This is a genomic window from Metasolibacillus sp. FSL K6-0083, assembly GCF_038630865.1.
In the GTDB taxonomy this organism is placed as follows: domain Bacteria; phylum Bacillota; class Bacilli; order Bacillales_A; family Planococcaceae; genus Metasolibacillus; species Metasolibacillus fluoroglycofenilyticus.
In genome coordinates this window covers 3352501-3373184 of sequence record NZ_CP152046.1, presented here as the reverse complement: position 1 = coordinate 3373184, position 20684 = coordinate 3352501, and the positions used below count along the sequence as shown (strand labels likewise).

Below are 20684 nucleotides of genomic sequence, written 5' to 3'. Positions count from 1 at the left end.
ATGAAGAAGCTTGCTATTTTTGGTGGAATTATCGTTGTATTATTCGCAGCGATTATTATTTTAACAAATATGTCAAACAGCAGTAAATTAGAAAATAACCCTTACGGTAAAACAAACTTAAGACAATCTACAATTGACCAATTAAGTGATAAAAACTATCAAAACATTATTTTACCAGATGCATTGGAGCAAAAAATCGCTTCAGGTGAGCCTGTTTATGCTTATATATTCAGCCCAGAATGTATATACTGTCAGCAAATGACACCGAAATTAATGCCAGCTGCTGATGATGCAGGTATTCATATTGACCAATTAAATGTGTTAGAATTCCCAGAACAATGGGAAAAATACAAAATAACTCATACACCTACGCTTATTTACTTCAATGAAGGTCAGGAAGTAACACGCATGACTGGTGACCATGATGTAGATACAATCAATAGCTTTTTCAAAAGTGTTAGTGCACAATAAAATCGTCCTGTCCAAAAAGCCGTGCTTAGCCGGCATTTTGGACAGCAGTGATGATGTTTGATAAAAGAGAAGCTCAACTAAATAGAGATGGCATCTTTTAAAAATTGGCTAAACATTCGCTTTAGCAGTGTTGATTTTCAATAAAAGTGGAGCGATGAAAACCTCTTTTTTAATGCGATAGCAAAATAAAATAGACTTGTCAGACAATCTCATTGTTAGTTGAACCAATCGGGCTTTTAATGAGGGATAAAATTTATTTTCAAAGGCGTGTTTGGACTTATCCGACCGCCTCTTATTTTTTAGGAGGATATATATGTTTACCTATACAGTTCAACAGGACGGTCTTACAATTGAGGAGCTTTTGCGTGAGGATTGGCGTCTAGGCAAAAAAATCGTGCATGAATTACGCATGGCAAAGGCAATTACGCTACAGGACGGGACCGCTCCATTATGGAAGGAGCCGCTCGCTGCTGGGACAGCGCTAACATTTAATTTTACGAATCAGCCATCGAGCTATAACACCGTGTCGCAATGTGAATTAAATATTCGCTATGAGGATGCTCATTGTTTAATTGTTTCGAAGCCAAAAGGGATGGCGACACATCCAAATGATGTGAAGGATAATTATACTTGTATGAATCACGTAATGACACATATTCAACAAAATGGCGGTAATTATGCTGAACATGTACATCGCCTTGACCAAGGCACAAAAGGATTGCTCCTTGTTGCTAAACACCCCATTGCGAAATCCGTATTCGACCGTATGATTGAAGAGAAAACGATTATTCGTAAATATGCGGCTGAAGTACAAGGTAATCTTCGCACAGACAGCGGTGTTATTACTGCACCGATTGGCAAAGACCGCCATCATAATACGCGCCGCGTCGTTTCCGCATCTGGTCAGCATGCTGTGACCCACTACGAAGTTGTGCAGCGCTTTAAAAATAGCTGTATTGTACATGTAGTGTTAGAGACAGGTCGCACACATCAAATACGTGTTCATATGGCGCATTTAGGGCACCCAATAATCGGCGATACATTGTATAATGCACGCCAAACAGCATCGAATGACTATGAATTACACGCTATACAGCTTGAATTTCATCATCCATTCACACATGAACATATACTAATAATCGATAAATAGTATTATGAATTTTCAATTATTTCTGCTAAAATATTGAGCAATATCATTTATGAGAAAAGAGGATGTTCATGGAAAATTTTCTGTTCTACATATTTATGTGTATAATGCTCATTATTTTACCAGGGCCTGATACTGCAATTGTTACGAAAAATACATTGCTCACAAGTAAAAAGGCTGGCTTGCAAACAATGGCTGGGACATTATGTGCGTTAATGATTCATACGTCTGCTGCTGTACTTGGTTTATCAGCAATTATTGTGAAATCTGCTGTTGTCTTTTCCATTATTAAATATATCGGCGCTATTTATTTACTTTATCTTGGAATTAAAACATTGGTCGCTATGACGAGGCGAAAGCCACAGCTTGCGGATGCAGTGCCACATAAAAATGACAGCAAATCGAGCTTTATGCAAGGCTTTTTAACAAACTTGCTCAATCCGAAAGTAGCCGTTTTTTTCTTAACTTTTTTACCGCAATTTTTAGCATCGAATACAGAGCCACTATTGCCATTTTTCATTATGGGGGTTACATATACCGCTTTAACTGCTATTTGGTTTGTCGGCTATGTATACTTGCTTCACCAAATTCGAGCATTTATGAACAAACCGTCCACACAAAAATGGATGGAGGGGGCAACAGGAGCTATACTCATTCTTTTTGGCGTCAAACTAGCTTTTGAGAAGGGCTGACAGTAAGGAGCCGGCGTCCTAAAAGTCCATTTTGTTTTGCCATCGCATTGAAATCAATGTTTTCATCGCTTCCCTTTTACTGAAGGAGTACACTGCTAAAGCCAATGTCTATCACATTTTTAAAAGAGGCGTTTTCTGTTTATATGAATCCATATTTTGTGAAACATCATCGCTACTGTCCAAAATGCCGGCTATGCACGGCTTTTTGGGCAGCCCCTTCTTTATTATTTAATGAAAAGCTTTCTTTCAAAATTAATAGGCAGAAAGTGTCGATTTGCTCATAAATCGGCTGAATTCGCTCACAAATTACTCAAAATCGCTCATTAACATGAAAATAGGGCATCTGAAAGTCGAATCAATGAAAACTCGCGTTACAGTTATTTTGCATTTAAAAGTAAATCGCTAAAGTTAGTGCTTCCTCCACTTTCACAGATAACTGACATTTTACAACAACAAAAGCGTTCAAAACGCCGGCAACTGCACGGTTTTTTGAACGCCTTCCCCACTTCTTATAGCTTGTTAATAAGCGCAAAGATTGTTTCTTTTAGTTCATCATCGCTATCAGATAGTTGTACTAGGTTACCTACGCGCTCACGTAAAATTGGACGCTCGATAACTAATTGCTCATCAAGTACTTGTACTAATAATTCAATGATTAAGCGGTCACGTACTGCTAAAGCTTCCTCTAAACGCTCTGGTGTAATCTTTGCATTTGCATGTGATACTGATGCCATCGGAAAATCCTCCCTATTTATATAGATATACATTCATATTTTATCATAGATTGTCGTTCATTTGGCGTCTTTCACAGTTAAAAGTCAAAATTATCAGGGTCAGCACCTGTACGATGGAATGTATTTAATGCAGAAATTGCCGCAACTTCATCAACAGCTAAAGCGAAGTCAAATACCTCTAAATTTTCTTTGACGCGCTGTGGTGTTACAGATTTTGGAATTACGATATTACCTACTTCTAAATGCCAACGTAGCACGATTTGTGCAGGTGTTTTACTATATTTCTCAGCTAAACCTTTTACGATAGGATGTGTGAAGACAATACCTGTCCCTAGTGGAGCCCATGCTGTTACCGCAATATTATGCTGCGCACAAAATGCACGTAAATCATGCTGTGCTAAAGATGGGTGACATTCTACTTGATTCACCATCGGCTTAACATTCGCTACTGCAAATACTTCCTCCAAATGATGTTGATGATGGTTAGAAACGCCTGGCACACGAATTAGCTTTTCCTCGTAAAGGCGCTCTATTGCTTTATATGTTTCTGCCAATGTTGGCTTTGGCCAATGCGTCAAATATAAATCAATATATTCCAAATTTAATTTTTTTAAGGATGTTTCAAAAGCACGTAAAGTATTATCAAAACCTTGATCCGCATTCCAAACCTTCGTCGTAATAAATAATTCCGAACGCTCCACTCCTGATGCTTTAATTGCTTCCCCAACTGCTTCTTCATTTTGATAAATCGCTGCTGTATCAATAGCACGATAGCCTGCATTTAATGCCTCAATCACGCCATTAAATGCGACTTCATGCTCCTTCATTCGGAATACACCGTAGCCAACGCGTGGCATTTCCACACCATTTGCTAATGTTATAGTTTTTGAAATTGTCATGGATGAGTCCCCCTTATATATCAAATGTAAAATTATCTGGATCTTTCCCAAAGCGTTTATTTTGATTTAATGCATCAAGTGTCAGCATATCCTGCGCCGATAATTCAAAATCAAAAATTTGCGCGTTTTCTTCAATTCGATGCGACTTTACTGATTTCGGTATGACGATAATGCCATGCTGTAAATGCCAGCGCAGCACAATTTGCGCTGGTGTTTTGCCATGCTTTACCGCTAGTGCTTGAATCGTGTCATCCGTTAGCACCCCACCGCGCCCTAATGGTGACCATGCTGTTACAGCAATATTGTGCTCCGCGCAAAATGCACGCAAATCTTGTTGCGATAAATACGGATGCATTTCTACTTGATTAACAGCTGGAGCTGTATTTGCCTTAGTAAAAATTTGCTCCAAATGATGTGAATGATGATTCGACACACCCGGCACACGTATTAATTTCTCATCATAGAGGCGTTCAATTGCTCGATATGTATCAACGAATTTATCCGCCACTGGCCAATGTGTTAAATATAAATCAACATATTCCATCTCTAATTTTTTCAATGATGCTTCGAAAGCCCGCAATGTATTGTCATAGCCTTGGTCTGTATTCCAAACCTTTGTCGTAACGAAGATTTCCTCGCGCGGCACATTCGAATGCCGAATCGCTTCACCTACCTCGACCTCGTTGAAATAAAGTGAAGCCGTATCAATCGCGCGGTATCCAACCTGTAATGCTTTCGTAATGGCAGAAATTGTTTCATCACGGTCTGTCATTTTATACACGCCTAAACCAAAAAGTGGCATTTCAACACCATTTTCCAGTCTTTTTGTACTTTGCAAGTGCATTTTCATCCCTCCTTCTGCATTCTAATTTTATTATATACTTAATCAACCATTCTTTCGAGAAACGAATCTTCATACGAAAAATTACGAGGTTGCATCACAAAAAGCGTGTCCAAAAATGGTTTTCAGACACGCCTTTAATTCCAATAGTGAATCTTGCACGTAATCATACTATTTAATCCTATTCTCGAATATTACCATTGATTTGTGACATTCTAGCTCTATTTGCGGCTTGCGATAGTTTATCAGCAAATTCAAAATGATATTAGCGCTTGTTTAATTCTCCTCTGTTTTATCGAATTGTTGTGGGTCTACGATGCGCTCATCCTCCTCCAATTGCTGACCATCTCTCATATTTTCCATTTGCTTACCTAGTTGTTTTAAATCCTCCATATTGTTCACCATATGCCCGCTTGTTGGTTGTTTATTCTCTTTCTCCATTTTAGACCCCTCCTTTTTTATTTTCTATTCCCGATAATGTCTGTTTTTAACCTATTTAGACACAAAATAACCATAGTAAAGTTTATATATATAGGCTATACTTATAAAAGAGTTTATATACATGAGGAGGATACTTCCATGAAATTATTATTAATTCTTGGCGTTTGTGCATCTTTTCTAATTGCAATTTTCACTGGCGGTTACGAAGGAAAGCCATTTGCTAAAAAGGACTAATTTTTAAGCCTTTATTTATTAGGCGACTACAAAACACTCGGATATATTTCGGGTGTTTTTTTCTTGTATTTTTTTCTTTTAACATTTAAACTTACTTAAAGTAACTTAGTTAAGTATCCTAATCATAGAGGAGTTTCCGTATGACAATAAACTTTCACCAAAAACCAAATATGTATGCATCACATATACAATTAAAAGTTTCAAATTTGCAGCAATCACTTGACTATTATACATCACTTATCGGCTTTCAAATTTTACAGCAAGATGAGCAAAATGCCTATTTAACTGTCGATGGCATGACAAGCATCTTATCATTAATTGAAGTTGAGAATGCCCTTCCTTTAGGCAACAAGCTAACAGGGCTGTATCATATAGCCCTATTATTACCTAGCCGCAAAGATTTGGGCAATATTGTGCAGCATTTTGTACAGCGCAATATTCGTATCGGTGCAGCAGACCACTATGTAAGCGAAGCATTGTACTTAAATGACCCAGACGGTAACGGTATCGAAATCTATATTGACCGTCCTGCAAGCAACTGGCAATGGCGTGATAATCAAGTCAAAATGGTTACAGAGCAGCTAAATTTTAACCCTATTCTAGCTGCGGCTGATGGGCAATGGAACGGTTTACCTAAAGGCACAATAATCGGACACATTCATTTATCGGTTGCTGATTTAGAAAAATCTGAGCAATTTTATACAAATGTACTTGATTTCAATGTCGTTTCACGTTATGGCAAACAAGCGCTTTTCATTTCAACAGGCGGCTATCATCACCATATTGGCTTAAATACTTGGCACAGTGAGAACGGTATGAAGCCTTCACCAAATCATGTTGGACTACAATCATTCACAATTGTTTTAGAAAATGATGTGGTAGCACAGCGAGTTCATGAAAAATTAACAGCAGCAGGCTTCACTGTAGAGCATTTTGAAAATGCTCCAACTTATGGCGGCGCTCAATTTTTTTCAGTAGAAGACCCTAATGGCATTCGTCTATTATTTACTATAGATGCTGAGTAACTACATTATCTTTAAAACTGTTCCAAAATTATTGGAGCAGTTATTTATTTTGTTGAGAATAATCCTCCGTTGATTTCGTTGTAATTAGTGAAAAGGCTTTTTCAAATAATAAGGAGTTATGTATATGCAAAAGACTTTTATAAAACGCTTAAAAAAGCAAGAAGAAGATGCACTCGAATACATTATTGATGAATGTATCAATGATGTCTTTTTTGAAGTATGGATAAAGTAAATAAGGGAAAAGCAAATTTTCATTGCATTAAAAGCAGGAACTGTCTGAAAAGTGTACGTCTTTTCAGAAAGTCCCTGCTTCTATATTAAATATTCTCTAAAATATTTGTACCTGTCGCTTCGCTCTCGGTACAAAAACATCTGCTCCTAAAGTAGTCACAATAAATTATCACTACCTTTCAGACACGCACTTTACTATACCTAAACCCTCTACGATTAAATTTAAAAACGAAGACCGTTGCGCCGATTAAAAGTAGTAATGTGATTGTAGCAATAATTTGCATGGAGGTATTCGTTGTTTGAAGATTTGATGGAGTGCCATTTGAAAAATCGGATGCCTGCCTCATTCCATCGGGTACTATTCTTTCCCCATTGCGATTCGGTGGCTGCATCTCACTTCCATTCCAATTCGAAGGTGGCTGACTAAATCCATTTTCTCCAATCGAGGGTGGTTGCATCCCATTTTCATCCCAATCTGCTGGCGGTTGCCCAAGTATATTTTGCTGACTCCCCTCTCCATTTACTGGAATTCGCATCTCGCTTTCAGCCCAATCTGTAGGTTGTTGCCCAGATGCTTCTTCATTTCCGTCTCTATTTCTCGGAGGCATCTGCCCGTTTCCTTGTGTTGTATTTGCCTCTACTACAAGCTCGCCTGATAGCTGCTGAAATATAGATGTTGAGCGCTTTTTGGCAAATTCAGCAAGGCTGCTTTCACCTTCGACAGCTGCTAAAAATTCCGCTGTCGTATAAAATTTTGTTGGGTCTGCTTCAACATATGTCGTTAGTTGAACAGCTAAATTATTTGCGATATTTTGAACATACTCTTCTGTTAAATAATTCGTTGCAATTTCCTCGAGATAGCCCTCATAAATCGCACGATATTCACTATTAGAAAGCAGTGCATTCAACAATGGGCGCTCTTCTAATGTCGTGCCAGACACAGGTGTGGAAATACTGAAATTAATAGATTCATCTGCTAATAAATTGCTTGATTGCCCTCCGAAGCCCATTTCATTTTGCATTTGCATAGCGGAGTTTCGTTGTTCGCTTCTATCTTGCGTTTGTGTGTTAGAATTTTGCTGCTCCGCTCCGTCTTGCATTTGCTCCTGTTCCGCTTCTCGTTGTGAATTCTGCTGAGCCATTCGATTGCCATCGCCGCCCATTCCTACAGAAAAGCCACCGAAGGACATATTGTAATCCCAAGGAATAATAGAAAATACGCCATCTTGCTCATACAAATAATAATTATGCTTCATATTGCCTTGATAGCTATCCAAATTGACTACTGCTGTATTGACTGCAAAATAACGTAGCATTTCATCTATATCCAAATACTGCTCGATATTATCACCTTTATTAATTGCCTCAATCATCTCAATAATTTTGGAATTTTCCACATTGCCTTCGTTCGTTTTTAAACCAATACCTGTATAGTCGGCTATATCATCACCAATATATTGCAAATCACTACCTACACCATCTGGTTTATACAAAAAACCATCATTTGAGCCAAATTTATTCGCTAAAAATGTCGCATCAATTTGCTCAACGCCTAAATACAAGCCTTGTTCCTTGCCATTAACGGTAATATACATATACGAATGTGCTGGGGTTGGTAGCCCCATCGCTTCCATTATTTCATAGGATATATACTCTCTCATTAATGTCGCATCACTATAGTTGTTGTTTAAGTTAAGCTTCGTTAAACCATATAGGCTTTGTTCATTATTATAATAATCAAAGTCAATCTTAAAGCTATAACGTGTTGAATCGCTATTGACGACTTCTCGCAATGATAAATTTCCTTTTGTGCGAATGGCTACATGCTCCATTCTCTTACCGTTAATTGTAATAGTTGCTTCTTTATACTCTTCCGCTGAGGCATTTTCTAGCATATCGAGCCAATCTCCCTCAGCTAGTTCGATGTCAACTGTTGTCACTTTGTTTTGATTAAAGACAAGCTCCTCATAGGAAAAGGCAGCATTCGTTGTTTGAATACCAATATTAGGAATTATTCCTACCGTAATAATAAAGAGCAACAATAAAATAGACATACATAAATAAACAACACGTGCTTTTATCATTGTTTGTCCTCCTTATTATGCAGTGAAATTGCCATCATAGCTCAGCATAATTGCTGACTTCACCCCATTTAGTTGTGCAATAGCCTCCATTAAATTTGCATCATTATTTTTTACACGTACTTCATAGGTTGCCTCTATATCGCTACCTTGCATCATCGATTTTGATTTCAAAGCATATTTTTTCGAAAATTGAGCAATTAGTTTTTCTATTTCCTCATTTGTTGCAGCTTGCTCAAACTTTACTACAAGTAAATAAGGATTTTCTATCGTAATCTTATTAACAAATACTAGCAATACTAAACCAATTAAAATTGCTCCGACAAGTACAAGTGGAATAAAACCAGCACCACATAAAATTCCTGAAACAATTGCCCAGAAAATATACACTAAATCCATCGGGTCTTTAATCGGCGTACGGAAACGAACAATTGATAATGCCCCAACCATACCGAGCGATAACAGTACATTTGAACTAATTCCCATAATAACTAGCGCTGTCGCCATCGTCATAATCAATAATGAAATATTGAAAGAATGGGAGTAAATAATGCCGTTAAATGTTTTTTTGTAAACCGCGTAAATAAATAGCCCAACAAAAAAGGCAACAACTAATCCAATAATCGAATCAGTTAAAGAAAATGAAGTTGTTTTTTCAATAAAGCTTGATTTAAAAATATCATTAAAATTTATCGTATCCAAAGTAAATAACTCCTTTTCATTTCGTTTTTATCCATACATGCGACTTAATTGATATTTAGAATAAGCCTCTGCATGCGTATCTACTGTTTGCAGTAAATATTTAATAATATCTGGCAAGTATTCATCGTATTTTACCTCTAATACAATAATATTTGGTTCGAGTACATCAACCATTGGCAAATTCAGATGAAACATATCGGTATTGTGAATACTCGTTTGTATTTTGCTATCAAATGTCACACGCACATTTCCAAACCGATAAATATACGCCTCTCGTTCATAATCTACTACCGCTACAGGTTTTAACTGTCGATAATACATTTCTTTATATAAATCTCTTAATAAGGGGCGTGAATCGTTTTCCATCCACTGCAACTCACCATAGCGCATTTGTTCATATTCTTTTTTCGTAATGACGCACTTTGTTTTGAACGTCATATTATGGCGTTTACTTTTGCGCTCTAAATGAATAATTGTTGCCGCTTTATTATAAATACGTACACGATATTTATCACGGTGAAGATAACCTTCTTTTTTTTCATTCAAAACTTTATTTGAAAAATTATCGAAGTATGTGCTACGTATTAAATACTTCCCATTTGCCCCCGCATGTGGGTCAAGCTGCATTATATGGGCAAGCTTACTTTTCATCATCATATATTGCGGATATGAAATCGCATGCTTAATTTCCTTGCGTCCCTTTGCTAAATTCCCCATTTTTTCACTTCCTTTTCGTTGAACGTTGTCCTGTACATCTTTTACTATAATCACTTAATGTGTCAGGAAGATGTCAGCCAAAAAGTTTTTTTCAGTAGTATTAAAAAGAGGCTGCCTAATAAGCAGCCCCCATCTTATATGTACAATGATTCATTTGAAAAAACCCGCTAAACTCTATTCTTCTCACGTTTTCAAAGAAAGCTCTATATCAACAATAGCGTCCAAAATGCTGGCAACTGCACAGCTTTTCGAACGCCCCCTCTTAATTATTTCGCAATAATTTAAGCGCAAAGCTTGTTCCCGTTGAGCTGCTATTTATTAATTCTAACTCGCCGCCAATAGACTGCGCCATCATCTTGCTGAGCGGTAGCCCTAATCCTAGACCTCGCTCGCCATATTTTTTATTTTCTCCTCGATAAAAACGCTCGAAAATGAACGGTTTATCCGCCTCTAAAATTCCTTGTCCCGTATCTTCTACAGTTACTACTACATGCTGTTGCTGCACACTCACAGTAATCGTAATCGTGCCTTCCTCCTGTATTGCCTGCTGAGCATTTGTTAATAGATTCGTCAAAATTTGCTGCAAACGCACCATATCTGCTTGAACATAGACATTTTGCGTAAGCAGACGGCACTCGATATTAATTTTTTGACCATCCTGTAGTAGCTCCCATTGCTTTACTGTATTTTCTACGACTTCATTAATATTTGCTGTGACAATGTTGACTGGAAGCGCATCAACAGCAAAGCGATTAAATGCCAGCAAATCGCCAACCATCGTTTTCATTTTTGTTGTTTCTTGCAATGCCATTGCAAGAAATGCTTGTGCCTCTTTGCCTGACACCACTTCGTCACTCACTGCCTGTAGCAAGCCACTAATAGAGGTCACAGGTGTTTTTAATTCGTGTGTCACACCAGCTAATAATTCGGTTCTTGTTTTTTCTAACTGCTCTAGCTTACTTGCCATCTCCTTGAAAGAGGTGACAAGCTCATCTACCTCTTGTTCTTTATTATTTTCAGGTAAATAAACATGATAGTCACCGTCTTGAATTTGCCTTGCTGCGATAGCTACCTGCTTAATTGGTCTTGCTAAACGCTTCGATAAAAAATAAATTGCCCCCCAACCAAGTACTGCTAAAGCACCAATAAGTACAGCGAGTTGCCCATATGCCTGCTCTACCTTTGTTAAATGCTGCTTCTCCTCCATGACAAGCACCCAGCCAAACAATGTGTCCTCTACATATATAGGTCTTTTCACAAGATAGTGCTCACCCTTTGGAGGAATTGACACTTTCGTATATGCTTTATCACTATCTAGCCACTCAGTTACGTTCCTGGCACTATCAGGATGAATTGGACGATTGCTCTTTAAAATATTGCCCTGTGCATCAGCTATATATAAAATAGGGTCAATTTCTCGCATACGGAAGCGTTCGCGATTATCAATAAAGTTTGGCAACATGTTGTCAGGCGCAGCTGTATCAGTCAATCGATAAACTGTTTCCTCCGCTAAAAATTCCATCATTTCAATACGCGTCTCAAATGTCGTATGACGAATCCAGCTAGCAGAAAGAAAAGAAATAATAACTAATCCAATCATTAATGTTGCGACATAACGACTTGTCCAATAGCGAAGCAATGTTGTTTTTTTATTTTTTCGTAACACTTAATTGATACCCCAATCCACGCAATGTTTTAATTTCGCCTTCCCGTATATCCCAATTCATTAATGCCTTTCGCAATCGCTTTATCGCTAAATCTACAGCCCTATCGCTGCCATCATACTCCCAGCCCCATACATGCTCAATTAGCTGCTCTCGTGTAAATGTTTGATTCGGATATTCCGCTAAAAATAATAGCACCGATAAATCCCTTGGTGTTAAAGCAACTTTCTGTCCCTTTAAATAAACAGTATGTGCCCTCGTATCAATTTCAAGCTGCCCAAACTGCTTAATAAATGAAGCCTGCTCATTTCCTTGCGAACGTCTTAACACAGCCTTTACCCTTGCGACCATCTCATCAGCGACAAATGGCTTTGTAATATAATCATCAGCCCCTTTCTCAAATCCAGCTAGGCGGTCATCTACTTCCCCCAAAGCTGTTAGCATAATAACAGGGCAGCTACTTTGCTGCCGTATTTCTTTCAAAATCATCCAACCATTTTTATCTGGCAGCATTATATCTAACAGCACTAAATGTGGCTGATGCTCATGAAACATTGGCAGTGCCTCGCTACCGTTATAACATTGCACAATTTGATAGCCAACCTTCTCTAAGTAAACCTTTAACACTTGGCTAATAGCAAATTCATCCTCGACTATAAGTATCGTAGACATATCTTTTCACCCCGCTGCATTCTTATATCCTCTACATTAACATGCAATTATGTCTATCACATGTCAAGAACAAATGTCTGCTAGCATTGCATGCAGACATTTATGAGAGCAAAAAATATCTTTTAGCTTATGAAGCTACTTTGATGAACTATCTGCGCTTTCCTCACCCCCAGCAACCAAAAAAGTGTTGAAAAATACAATGCGTACTTTTCAACACTAGCTTGCTTCAAAGCCTTCTTACTTTAATCCTGGATAGCCTTGCTGTCTAAGTGCCTCATAAATGACAATTGCTGCTGTGTTCGATAAATTTAATGAACGAATATGGTTACTTTGTGGAATTCGTAAACACATATCTCTACGCTCATAAGCAAAATCCTTTGGTAAGCCTGTCGTTTCCTTGCCAAACATAAAATAAATATCGCGTTCATGATTGCTAAAATCATGTGTTGTAAATGGCTCGTCACTATATGTTTCTATTAAATACACATCGCCATCCTTACTATAAGCAATAAAATCCTCCAAAGAATCATGGTACACAACATGAACATGCTCCCAATAATCAAGGCCTGCGCGCTTTAGCATTTTATCGTCAGTTGAAAAGCCTAAAGGACGGATTAGATGTAAGCTTGTATTCGTTCCTGCACATGTCCGTGCAATATTTCCTGTATTAGCTGGAATTTCTGGTTGATATAAAACGATATGCAATGGCACAATAAACCCTTCTCTCAATCAATTTCTGTTAATAATGCTAGCCCTTTATCGATTTCTGCTAGTACCTCTGCATCCTGCTCTCGCTCTTTTGCAGCTAATAATTCTTCTTGTACGCCTTGTCCTCCGATTTTTCCAAGAGCCCATGCGGCTGTACCGCGAATAACGGGTCGCTCATCCTTTTTCATTACTTGCAATAGCTCAGGTACTGCTTGCTGCTCTTTAAAATGAGCCAAAGCTAAAATCGCATTGCGCTGAATTGGCTTTTTGCCACGCCACGAGCCAGATACATGTCCAAACCTCGCTTTAAACTCCTTATTTGAAATCGTTAGTAGAGGCTCCAATAATGGCTTTGCCAATTCTGGGTCAGGCATAAACTCCTCATGAATCCAATTAGCCTTACCTTTATTTTTCGGACAGACTGTCTGACATGTATCACATCCATATAAACGATTGCCAATTTTCCCACGAAACTCATCAGGTAAAAACCCTTTCGTTTGTGTTAAAAAAGCAATACAACGCTGCGCATTTAACTGTCCGCCTTCTACTATCGCCCCCGTTGGACAAACATCAATACAAAGCCTGCACTCCCCGCACTCATCCTCCATCGGCTGATCTGGTGCAAATGGGATATTGGTAATGAGCTCTCCTAAATAAACGTAAGAGCCAAACTCTGGTGTAATAATTGAGCAATTTTTCCCGCTCCAGCCAATTCCTGCACGCTCTGCAACTGCGCGGTCGACTAGCTCCCCTGTATCTACCATAGATTTTATTTTTACATCTGGCACATGTTTCCTTAGCCACTCCTCAATTAACTGCAAACGCTCACGCACAGCAACATGATAATCAATTCCCCAAGAAGCTCGACAAAAAATTCCCCGTCGCTCACCTTTTTTTCCTAAAGGAGCATCCTTCATTTTTGAAGGATAGGCAAGCGCGATGGCAATAATGCTCTCCGCTTGGTCTAATAAGCGTAAAGGCTCTGTCCTCTTATCAATATCCTGTTCTTCAAAACCTGACTGATAGCCTAGTTGCTGTTGACGACGCAAACGATTTTTTAATTCGAGAAATGGAGAAGCTGTCGTAAACCCTATTTTATCGACACCAATCGATTTAGCATACAGAATTAACTCTGTCTGTAAATCAGTGACATTCATTTTTCTTTTTCTCTCCTTATTGCTACAATATATATATCAAATTTAATATAGCAGGTGATTTTATGAATATTTCATTGCACGATTCGCTTTCTACATATAATTTAAAAATCGGCATTATTTATTATAACAAAATTGTCGTGTCAGATTCTCCTCAAATGATTAAAGGACGCATACAACTTTATCAGGAAAATTTATTTTTAGAAATGCAGGAAATACCTGTAACAGAAAGAGCAGGTATTGCTGAATGGCGAAAGCTTTGGAAAACACTCGGCGCAGACCCAAATCGCTATCGTCATTCAGCGGAAAGCCTAATGCGCCGCATTTCAAAGCAAAATTATTTAACTCCATTCCATTCAGCAGTCGACTTAAATAACTTCTTCTCCTTGCAATATGAAGTACCAATCGGTATTTATGATATAGACAAGCTACAAGGGGATATTGAGGTAGCTCTTGGTAACGAAGAGACTGGCTATGAGGGACTTAATGGCCGCCATAACTCATTAAAAAATATTCTTTATACACATGATAAGCTTGGTCCATTTGGCAGCCCTTTTGTTGACTCTAAGCGCACAGCAGTGACTGAGCAAACAACATCAGCATTACAAATCTTCTATTTGCGCCCTTCGCAATCAGATGAAGATTGCAAGGAGCTTTTAGCTGCTGCTGGCAAAATGTTTACACAAGTAAACGGTGGCGATTTCACAACAGCTTTACTAACGAATACTTTAAAAAAGGTGGATATAAATGATTTCATTAGCTGAAGCAATTAAATTAAAAAGTGTATTAAACAAAAAAATTCGAGAGCTTTCTATGGAAATTTCCTCTGTCTCACATACAATCGTTGAAAAGGGGGAAGAACCAAAAGCACCTATCCGTACATTGCAGCAAGTAGAAACAGAGCTTGCTGTCGTGCGTAAAGATGCGCGTACACTAGACCGTCTTATTTACCGTGCGAATATTGATAATTTCATAGAGTATAATGGTGAAAAGCTTGCTATAGTCGAAGCCATTGAGCTTGCTACCCAGCTACGGGCTGAAGCCGAGCAGGCTAAGGTACTTGGCATGTCTGAAAAGGAAAGCTTTATGCAAAGTATCGGCGAAACAATTTTATACAATGTTGCTCTTTATGATCCAGCTGCATATCGTACACGTGCGAATGAACTAGAAAAACAGGCACACCGTTTATCGAATGCCATTAATGCAAAAAACTATCAAGTAGAAATTGAATTCGATGATTCAGCCTATTTCTAATCTTGGTGCGGTGAGACTCCAAACCAAGTCGTAACGAGCGTTTTCTCCTTTTAGGATTAACTAAACGAAAAACCAATTACACTTCACCTGTCACTAGATTACTAATTACCAATGACCAACTAGAAGTAATAGGACAGACAAACGCAGAATTGATTTCTAAACGCTCGCTACGAAAAGAAGCTGCCCGTAAGCAATTTGCCTACAGAGCAGCTTCTTTATTCTTCTACACCTGGCAATACCCTTAACACTTTTGCATCCGCATCGATTATCGCCTCTACTCCCAATGGAAGACCAATATTCGGTCTGCAATGTCCAATTTTAAAGCCAGCTAATACAGGCTTATTTAATGGCTTTAAATAGTGGGAAACAATCTTTAGTAGCTCAGCCTCGTCAACACCATTAAAATCACCAATAATATAGCCAGCCGCTTGCTCTAGCTTGCGAGCTAAACGCAATTGATTAAACATACCATCAATGCGGTCAAGCGATTCATGAATATCTTCTAGTATGACAATTTTATTAGAGAAATCTATCTCAAATTTCGTCGCAAGTGTGCTCACTAAGCGATTCAAATTACCACCAATCAATTCGCCACGAGCCACGCCTGAGACAACCGTTTCAAGCTTTGAAATCCGTTCATCATAATGAATTTCAATCGGTGCAAATAATTGCTGAAACATTTTCTCTGACAGCTCATCTAAAATGTCGCTACTCTCACTTAACATCGGTCCGTGGAAAGTAACTAAATTAGCATATTGATTAACAGCTAAATGCAAGCTCGTTACATCAGAGAAACCCCAAATAATTTTAGGGTGCTCCTGCAATAGCTGATAATCGATTTTATCTAGCAATCTTCCAATACCATAGCCACCACGCACACAAAATATAGCCTTAATTTCATCATCCGCTATCATTGCATATAAATCCGCAAGACGTTCCTCATCACTGCCAGCCAAAAACCCTTCATACTCCGCAATCGTCTGTCCTAGTTTATACTTCAACCCTAATTTTTCAAGAAATTCAAGCTTAATCGGTAGCTGCTCCATCTTTAATGGACTACTCAGTGCTAAAACACCTACCGTATCGCCTTGTGTTAATTTTTTTGGTCTAATATTCAAATCTTCCACCTCTTTCAATCAATTGTATTATAACATTGCCAAAGGTATGAGGCATATTTCTTATAAGCAAAATAAAAAACTCCAACCGAAGTTGAAGTTTAGATGATACCTGAGGTGGGACTCGAACCCACACGCCATCGCTGGCATCGGATTTTGAGTCCGACGTGTCTGCCATTCCACCACTCAGGCATTATAATATTTTTCCAGTATGATAAATCAATTTTCTCATACTTACAAAAGATTTGGAGCGGAAGACGGGGTTCGAACCCGCGACCCCCACCTTGGCAAGGTGGTGTTCTACCACTGAACTACTTCCGCAAAATATTCATTTAAAAAAGAGGAAAAAAAATCCCCAATTTATACTAAATTGGAGGCGGCAACCGGATTTGAACCGGTGATAAAGGTGTTGCAGACCTGTGCCTTACCACTTGGCTATGCCGCCGTAAAATGGAGCGGAAGACGGGGTTCGAACCCGCGACCCCCACCTTGGCAAGGTGGTGTTCTACCACTGAACTACTTCCGCAAATGGCTGGGGTACTAGGATTCGAACCTAGGCATGACGGAATCAAAATCCGTTGCCTTACCGCTTGGCTATACCCCAACAACTTTTATTATTAAATGGGGCGACTGATGGGAATCGAACCCACGAATGTCGGAACCACAATCCGATGCGTTAACCACTTCGCCACAATCGCCATTATATAAAATTTACTTTAGATTATTAATGGGGCGACTGATGGGAATCGAACCCACGAGTGTCGGAACCACAATCCGATGCGTTAACCACTTCGCCACAATCGCCATTATTTATGTTCTGTTCATAACAAAAAAATCTGGCAGGGGCAGTAGGAATCGAACCCACACCAAAGGTTTTGGAGACCTCTATTCTACCGTTGAACTATGCCCCTATTCAGATAAATGGTGGTGGGGGACGGATTCGAACCGCCGAACCCTAAGGAGCGGATTTACAGTCCGCCGCGTTTAGCCACTTCGCTACCCCACCAAATGGTGCCGGCGATAGGAGTCGAACCCACGACCTACTGATTACAAGTCAGTTGCTCTACCAACTGAGCTACACCGGCATTTAGGAATAAATGGTGGGTCAGGACGGAATCGAACCGCCGACACTTAGAGCTTCAGTCTAATGCTCTACCAACTGAGCTACTGACCCACTTTTTATATTAAAATGGCGGTCCCGACCGGGATCGAACCGGCGATCTCCTGCGTGACAGGCAGGCATGTTAACCGCTACACCACGGGACCTTTTGGTTGCGGGGACAGGATTTGAACCTGTGACCTTCGGGTTATGAGCCCGACGAGCTACCGAACTGCTCCACCCCGCGATAATAATAATGGTGGAGGATGACGGGTTCGAACCGCCGACCCCCTGCTTGTAAGGCAGGTGCTCTCCCAGCTGAGCTAATCCTCCATATTCAATAGTGGTGACCCGTACGGGATTCGAACCCGTGTTACCGCCGTGAAAGGGCGGTGTCTTAACCACTTGACCAACGGGCCAATAAACGTTGTTTAAAGGTTGGCGGAGAGTAAGGGATTTGAACCCTTGAGACAGTGTTAACCGCCTACACGATTTCCAATCGTGCTCCTTCGACCTCTCGGACAACTCTCCAAGAAGATGGCTCCGAAGGCAGGGCTCGAACCTGCGACCAACCGGTTAACAGCCGGTTGCTCTACCACTGAGCTACTTCGGAACGATATCAAGGTTAGCCTAGCGATGTCCTACTCTCACAGGGGGAAGCCCCCAACTACCATCGGCGCTAAAGAGCTTAACTTCCGTGTTCGGTATGGGAACGGGTGTGACCTCTTTGCCATCATCACTAGACTATTTTCAAAGACAAGAATTATTATAACATCTTTTATATTAAAGTCAAGTATGTATCTTCTTGTTCTTTCAAAACTGGATAAACGAACATTGAAACAAGTTTTAATTGTGGTTAAGTCCTCGATCGATTAGTATTCGTCAGCTCCATGTGTCGCCACACTTCCACCTCGAACCTATCTACCTCATCGTCTTTGAGGGATCTTACTTACTTGCGTAATGGGAAATCTCATCTTGAGGGGGGCTTCATGCTTAGATGCTTTCAGCACTTATCCCGTCCATACATAGCTACCCAGCGATGCCGTTGGCACGACAACTGGTACACCAGCGGTATGTCCATCCCGGTCCTCTCGTACTAAGGACAGCTCCTCTCAAATTTCCTACGCCCACGACGGATAGGGACCGAACTGTCTCACGACGTTCTGAACCCAGCTCGCGTACCGCTTTAATGGGCGAACAGCCCAACCCTTGGGACCGACTACAGCCCCAGGATGCGATGAGCCGACATCGAGGTGCCAAACCTCCCCGTCGATGTGGACTCTTGGGGGAGATAAGCCTGTTATCCCCGGGGTAGCTTTTATCCGTTGAGCGATGGCCCTTCCATGCGGAACCACCGGATCACTAAGCCCGTCTTTCGACCCTGCTCGACTTGTAGGTCTCGCAGTCAAGCTCCCTTGTGCCTTTACACTCTACGAATGATTTCCAACCATTCTGAGGGAACCTTTGGGCGCCTCCGTTACCTTTTAGGAGGCGACCGCCCCAGTCAAACTGTCCGCCTGACACTGTCTCCTACCCCGCTAAGGGGCACGGGTTAGAATTTCAATACAACCAGGGTAGTATCCCACCGACGCCTCCTTCGAAGCTGGCGCTCCGAGATCTCTGGCTCCTACCTATCCTGTACAAGTTGTACCAAAATTCAATATCAAGCTACAGTAAAGCTCCACGGGGTCTTTCCGTCCTGTCGCGGGTAACCTGCATCTTCACAGGTACTATAATTTCACCGAGTCTCTCGTTGAGACAGTGCCCAGATCGTTACGCCTTTCGTGCGGGTCGGAACTTACCCGACAAGGAATTTCGCTACCTTAGGACCGTTATAGTTACGGCCGCCGTTTACTGGGGCTTCAATTCATAGCTTCGCTTGCGCTAACCACTCCTCTTAACCTTCCAGCACCGGGCAGGCGTCAGCCCCTATACGTCACCTTACGGTTTTGCAGAGACCTGTGTTTTTGCTAAACAGTCGCCTGGGCCTATTCACTGCGGCTCTCATGCGCTTGCACGCTCAAGAGCACCCCTTCTCCCGAAGTTACGGGGTCATTTTGCCGAGTTCCTTAACGAGAGTTCTCTCGCACACCTTAGGATTCTCTCCTCGACTACCTGTGTCGGTTTGCGGTACGGGTACCTCCCACCTCGCTAGAGGCTTTTCTTGGCAGTGTGAGATCAGGAACTTCGTCCATACGGACTCGTCATCACAGCTTGGCGTTAGAGTGTGCGGATTTGCCTACACACACGCCTTACTGCTTGAACAGAGACAACCAACGCTCTGCTTACCCTACCCTCCTGCGTCCCCCCATTGCTCAAACGGTGGGGAGGTAGTACAGGAATATCAACCTGTTATCCATCGCCTACGCCTATCGGCCTCGGCTTAGGTCCCGACTAACCCTGAGCGGACGAGCCTTCCTCAGGAAACCTTAGTCATACGGTGGACAGGATTCTCACCTGTCTTTCGCTACTCATACCGGCATTCTCACTTCTAAGCGCTCCACCAGTCCTTCCGGTCTGACTTCAACGCACTTAGAACGCTCTCCTACCACTGACATCGTAGATGTCAATCCACAGCTTCGGTGAATCGTTTAGCCCCGATACATTTTCGGCGCAGTGTCACTCGACCAGTGAGCTATTACGCACTCTTTAAATGATGGCTGCTTCTAAGCCAACATCCTGGTTGTCTAAGCAACGCCACATCCTTTTCCACTTAACGATTACTTTGGGACCTTAGCTGGTGGTCTGGGCTGTTTCCCTCTTGACTACGGATCTTATCACTCGCAGTCTGACTCCCGTGTAT

18 protein-coding genes, 17 tRNA genes and 2 rRNA genes (1 of these 37 running past the window's edge) are annotated in these 20684 nt (G+C 40.6%); 6 read left to right on the top strand and 31 right to left on the bottom strand.

What is annotated here, in order from left to right; genetic code table 11:
- The 3 genes from MHB51_RS15790 to MHB51_RS15780 all read left to right on the top strand — a co-directional run bounded on the left by MHB51_RS15790 (nucleotide 1) and on the right by MHB51_RS15780 (nucleotide 2310).
- Complete coding sequence (locus MHB51_RS15790) at nucleotides 1-471, top strand: thioredoxin family protein (RefSeq protein ID WP_342558544.1); 471 nt, start codon at nucleotides 1-3, stop codon at nucleotides 469-471.
- A 313-nt stretch (nucleotides 472-784) separates the two neighbouring features.
- Nucleotides 785-1621, top strand: coding sequence for an RluA family pseudouridine synthase (locus MHB51_RS15785; protein ID WP_107943808.1), 837 nt, complete (start codon nucleotides 785-787; stop codon nucleotides 1619-1621).
- A gap of 68 nt (nucleotides 1622-1689) precedes the next feature.
- On the top strand, nucleotides 1690-2310 hold the full coding sequence (locus MHB51_RS15780; RefSeq protein ID WP_342471909.1) for a LysE family translocator: 621 nt from the start codon (nucleotides 1690-1692) through the stop codon (nucleotides 2308-2310).
- Between the two features lie 509 nt (nucleotides 2311-2819).
- On the opposite strand, the gene MHB51_RS15775 is transcribed toward MHB51_RS15780, so the two are convergent.
- The 4 genes from MHB51_RS15775 to MHB51_RS15760 form a co-directional block, all read right to left on the bottom strand.
- Nucleotides 2820-3044: a phosphate-starvation-inducible protein PsiE gene (locus MHB51_RS15775; protein ID WP_066167356.1), complete on the bottom strand. Its 225-nt coding sequence runs from the start codon at nucleotides 3042-3044 to the stop codon at nucleotides 2820-2822.
- Between the two features lie 77 nt (nucleotides 3045-3121).
- Nucleotides 3122-3943 (bottom strand): aldo/keto reductase, encoded by an 822-nt coding sequence (locus tag MHB51_RS15770; protein ID WP_342558543.1) that lies wholly within the window; start codon nucleotides 3941-3943, stop codon nucleotides 3122-3124.
- Between the two features lie 13 nt (nucleotides 3944-3956).
- Entirely contained in the window at nucleotides 3957-4787 is an 831-nt protein-coding gene (locus MHB51_RS15765; RefSeq protein ID WP_066167362.1) for an aldo/keto reductase, read from the bottom strand.
- 273 nt (nucleotides 4788-5060) lie between these two features.
- A complete protein-coding gene (locus MHB51_RS15760) occupies nucleotides 5061-5225 on the bottom strand; it encodes a hypothetical protein (RefSeq protein WP_066167365.1) in 165 nt (54 codons plus the stop codon).
- Nucleotides 5226-5599: 374 nt separating this feature from the next.
- Between MHB51_RS15760 and MHB51_RS15755 the strand changes: the two genes are divergently transcribed.
- On the top strand, nucleotides 5600-6484 hold the full coding sequence (locus MHB51_RS15755) for a VOC family protein (RefSeq protein ID WP_342558542.1): 885 nt from the start codon (nucleotides 5600-5602) through the stop codon (nucleotides 6482-6484).
- 410 nt (nucleotides 6485-6894) lie between these two features.
- Here MHB51_RS15755 and MHB51_RS15750 read toward each other — a convergent pair whose 3' ends face one another.
- The 7 genes from MHB51_RS15750 to queG form a co-directional block, all read right to left on the bottom strand.
- Complete coding sequence (locus tag MHB51_RS15750; protein ID WP_342558541.1) at nucleotides 6895-8799, bottom strand: CotH kinase family protein; 1905 nt, start codon at nucleotides 8797-8799, stop codon at nucleotides 6895-6897.
- 15 nt (nucleotides 8800-8814) lie between these two features.
- Entirely contained in the window at nucleotides 8815-9498 is a 684-nt protein-coding gene (locus tag MHB51_RS15745) for a DUF4956 domain-containing protein (RefSeq protein ID WP_066167387.1), read from the bottom strand.
- Nucleotides 9499-9525: 27 nt separating this feature from the next.
- Nucleotides 9526-10215, bottom strand: coding sequence for a polyphosphate polymerase domain-containing protein (locus MHB51_RS15740; protein WP_066167390.1), 690 nt, complete (start codon nucleotides 10213-10215; stop codon nucleotides 9526-9528).
- A gap of 262 nt (nucleotides 10216-10477) precedes the next feature.
- Nucleotides 10478-11881: a HAMP domain-containing sensor histidine kinase gene (locus MHB51_RS15735; protein ID WP_066167394.1), complete on the bottom strand. Its 1404-nt coding sequence runs from the start codon at nucleotides 11879-11881 to the stop codon at nucleotides 10478-10480.
- Nucleotides 11865-12551 (bottom strand): response regulator transcription factor, encoded by a 687-nt coding sequence (locus tag MHB51_RS15730; protein ID WP_066167397.1) that lies wholly within the window; start codon nucleotides 12549-12551, stop codon nucleotides 11865-11867. Before MHB51_RS15730 ends, MHB51_RS15735 begins: the two co-directional genes overlap by 17 nt.
- Before the next feature lie 237 nt (nucleotides 12552-12788).
- Nucleotides 12789-13262, bottom strand: a complete 474-nt coding sequence (trmL, locus tag MHB51_RS15725; protein ID WP_066167399.1) for a tRNA (uridine(34)/cytosine(34)/5-carboxymethylaminomethyluridine(34)-2'-O)-methyltransferase TrmL — start codon at nucleotides 13260-13262, stop codon at nucleotides 12789-12791.
- Between the two features lie 14 nt (nucleotides 13263-13276).
- Nucleotides 13277-14416: a tRNA epoxyqueuosine(34) reductase QueG gene (gene queG, locus MHB51_RS15720; protein ID WP_107943798.1), complete on the bottom strand. Its 1140-nt coding sequence runs from the start codon at nucleotides 14414-14416 to the stop codon at nucleotides 13277-13279.
- A gap of 62 nt (nucleotides 14417-14478) precedes the next feature.
- Here queG and MHB51_RS15715 point away from each other — a divergent pair, with 62 nt between their 5' ends.
- Both MHB51_RS15715 and MHB51_RS15710 read left to right on the top strand, forming a co-directional pair.
- Nucleotides 14479-15177, top strand: a complete 699-nt coding sequence (locus MHB51_RS15715; RefSeq protein WP_342558540.1) for a phenylalanine--tRNA ligase beta subunit-related protein — start codon at nucleotides 14479-14481, stop codon at nucleotides 15175-15177.
- Complete coding sequence (locus MHB51_RS15710; protein WP_342471903.1) at nucleotides 15161-15667, top strand: hypothetical protein; 507 nt, start codon at nucleotides 15161-15163, stop codon at nucleotides 15665-15667. The genes MHB51_RS15715 and MHB51_RS15710 overlap by 17 nt, the downstream gene beginning before the upstream one ends.
- A gap of 215 nt (nucleotides 15668-15882) precedes the next feature.
- On the opposite strand, the gene MHB51_RS15705 is transcribed toward MHB51_RS15710, so the two are convergent.
- From MHB51_RS15705 to MHB51_RS15610, 20 genes are all read right to left on the bottom strand, one after another.
- On the bottom strand, nucleotides 15883-16785 hold the full coding sequence (locus MHB51_RS15705; protein ID WP_066167409.1) for an LD-carboxypeptidase: 903 nt from the start codon (nucleotides 16783-16785) through the stop codon (nucleotides 15883-15885).
- A gap of 106 nt (nucleotides 16786-16891) precedes the next feature.
- A tRNA-Leu gene (locus MHB51_RS15700) sits at nucleotides 16892-16974 on the bottom strand.
- Nucleotides 16975-17028: 54 nt separating this feature from the next.
- Nucleotides 17029-17103: transfer RNA gene (locus MHB51_RS15695), tRNA-Gly, on the bottom strand.
- Nucleotides 17104-17153: 50 nt separating this feature from the next.
- Nucleotides 17154-17227, bottom strand: a tRNA-Cys gene (locus tag MHB51_RS15690).
- A 6-nt stretch (nucleotides 17228-17233) separates the two neighbouring features.
- A tRNA-Gly gene (locus MHB51_RS15685) sits at nucleotides 17234-17308 on the bottom strand.
- A 3-nt stretch (nucleotides 17309-17311) separates the two neighbouring features.
- A tRNA-Gln gene (locus MHB51_RS15680) sits at nucleotides 17312-17386 on the bottom strand.
- An 18-nt stretch (nucleotides 17387-17404) separates the two neighbouring features.
- Nucleotides 17405-17480, bottom strand: a tRNA-His gene (locus MHB51_RS15675).
- A gap of 30 nt (nucleotides 17481-17510) precedes the next feature.
- Nucleotides 17511-17586 (bottom strand) — tRNA-His (locus tag MHB51_RS15670).
- 33 nt (nucleotides 17587-17619) lie between these two features.
- Nucleotides 17620-17693, bottom strand: a tRNA-Trp gene (locus MHB51_RS15665).
- An 11-nt stretch (nucleotides 17694-17704) separates the two neighbouring features.
- Nucleotides 17705-17788: transfer RNA gene (locus MHB51_RS15660), tRNA-Tyr, on the bottom strand.
- 3 nt (nucleotides 17789-17791) lie between these two features.
- Nucleotides 17792-17867: transfer RNA gene (locus tag MHB51_RS15655), tRNA-Thr, on the bottom strand.
- A 13-nt stretch (nucleotides 17868-17880) separates the two neighbouring features.
- Nucleotides 17881-17956 (bottom strand) — tRNA-Phe (locus MHB51_RS15650).
- 16 nt (nucleotides 17957-17972) lie between these two features.
- Nucleotides 17973-18048, bottom strand: a tRNA-Asp gene (locus MHB51_RS15645).
- Between the two features lie 3 nt (nucleotides 18049-18051).
- Nucleotides 18052-18128, bottom strand: a tRNA-Met gene (locus tag MHB51_RS15640).
- Nucleotides 18129-18138: 10 nt separating this feature from the next.
- Nucleotides 18139-18214: transfer RNA gene (locus MHB51_RS15635), tRNA-Val, on the bottom strand.
- Nucleotides 18215-18225: 11 nt separating this feature from the next.
- A tRNA-Glu gene (locus tag MHB51_RS15630) sits at nucleotides 18226-18300 on the bottom strand.
- A gap of 20 nt (nucleotides 18301-18320) precedes the next feature.
- Nucleotides 18321-18412, bottom strand: a tRNA-Ser gene (locus MHB51_RS15625).
- Nucleotides 18413-18419: 7 nt separating this feature from the next.
- Nucleotides 18420-18494: transfer RNA gene (locus MHB51_RS15620), tRNA-Asn, on the bottom strand.
- Nucleotides 18495-18509: 15 nt separating this feature from the next.
- A 5S ribosomal RNA gene (gene rrf / locus MHB51_RS15615) occupies nucleotides 18510-18625 on the bottom strand.
- A gap of 108 nt (nucleotides 18626-18733) precedes the next feature.
- Nucleotides 18734-20684 (bottom strand): 23S ribosomal RNA (locus MHB51_RS15610) (it continues 977 nt past the right edge of the window).

Excerpts from the sequence above, each read along its gene's own strand:
- MHB51_RS15790 (WP_342558544.1), top strand. The coding sequence starts at position 1 with ATGAAGAAGCTTGCTATTTTTGGTGGAATTATCGTTGTATTATTCGCA.
- MHB51_RS15785 (WP_107943808.1), top strand. The coding sequence starts at position 785 with ATGTTTACCTATACAGTTCAACAGGACGGTCTTACAATTGAGGAGCTT.
- MHB51_RS15780 (WP_342471909.1), top strand. The coding sequence starts at position 1,690 with ATGGAAAATTTTCTGTTCTACATATTTATGTGTATAATGCTCATTATT.
- MHB51_RS15775 (WP_066167356.1), bottom strand. The coding sequence starts at position 3,044 with ATGGCATCAGTATCACATGCAAATGCAAAGATTACACCAGAGCGTTTA.
- MHB51_RS15770 (WP_342558543.1), bottom strand. The coding sequence starts at position 3,943 with ATGACAATTTCAAAAACTATAACATTAGCAAATGGTGTGGAAATGCCA.
- MHB51_RS15765 (WP_066167362.1), bottom strand. The coding sequence starts at position 4,787 with ATGCACTTGCAAAGTACAAAAAGACTGGAAAATGGTGTTGAAATGCCA.
- MHB51_RS15760 (WP_066167365.1), bottom strand. The coding sequence starts at position 5,225 with ATGGAGAAAGAGAATAAACAACCAACAAGCGGGCATATGGTGAACAAT.
- MHB51_RS15755 (WP_342558542.1), top strand. The coding sequence starts at position 5,600 with ATGACAATAAACTTTCACCAAAAACCAAATATGTATGCATCACATATA.
- MHB51_RS15750 (WP_342558541.1), bottom strand. The coding sequence starts at position 8,799 with ATGATAAAAGCACGTGTTGTTTATTTATGTATGTCTATTTTATTGTTG.
- MHB51_RS15740 (WP_066167390.1), bottom strand. The coding sequence starts at position 10,215 with ATGGGGAATTTAGCAAAGGGACGCAAGGAAATTAAGCATGCGATTTCA.
- MHB51_RS15730 (WP_066167397.1), bottom strand. The coding sequence starts at position 12,551 with ATGTCTACGATACTTATAGTCGAGGATGAATTTGCTATTAGCCAAGTG.
- queG (WP_107943798.1), bottom strand. The coding sequence starts at position 14,416 with ATGAATGTCACTGATTTACAGACAGAGTTAATTCTGTATGCTAAATCG.
- MHB51_RS15715 (WP_342558540.1), top strand. The coding sequence starts at position 14,479 with ATGAATATTTCATTGCACGATTCGCTTTCTACATATAATTTAAAAATC.
- MHB51_RS15710 (WP_342471903.1), top strand. The coding sequence starts at position 15,161 with ATGATTTCATTAGCTGAAGCAATTAAATTAAAAAGTGTATTAAACAAA.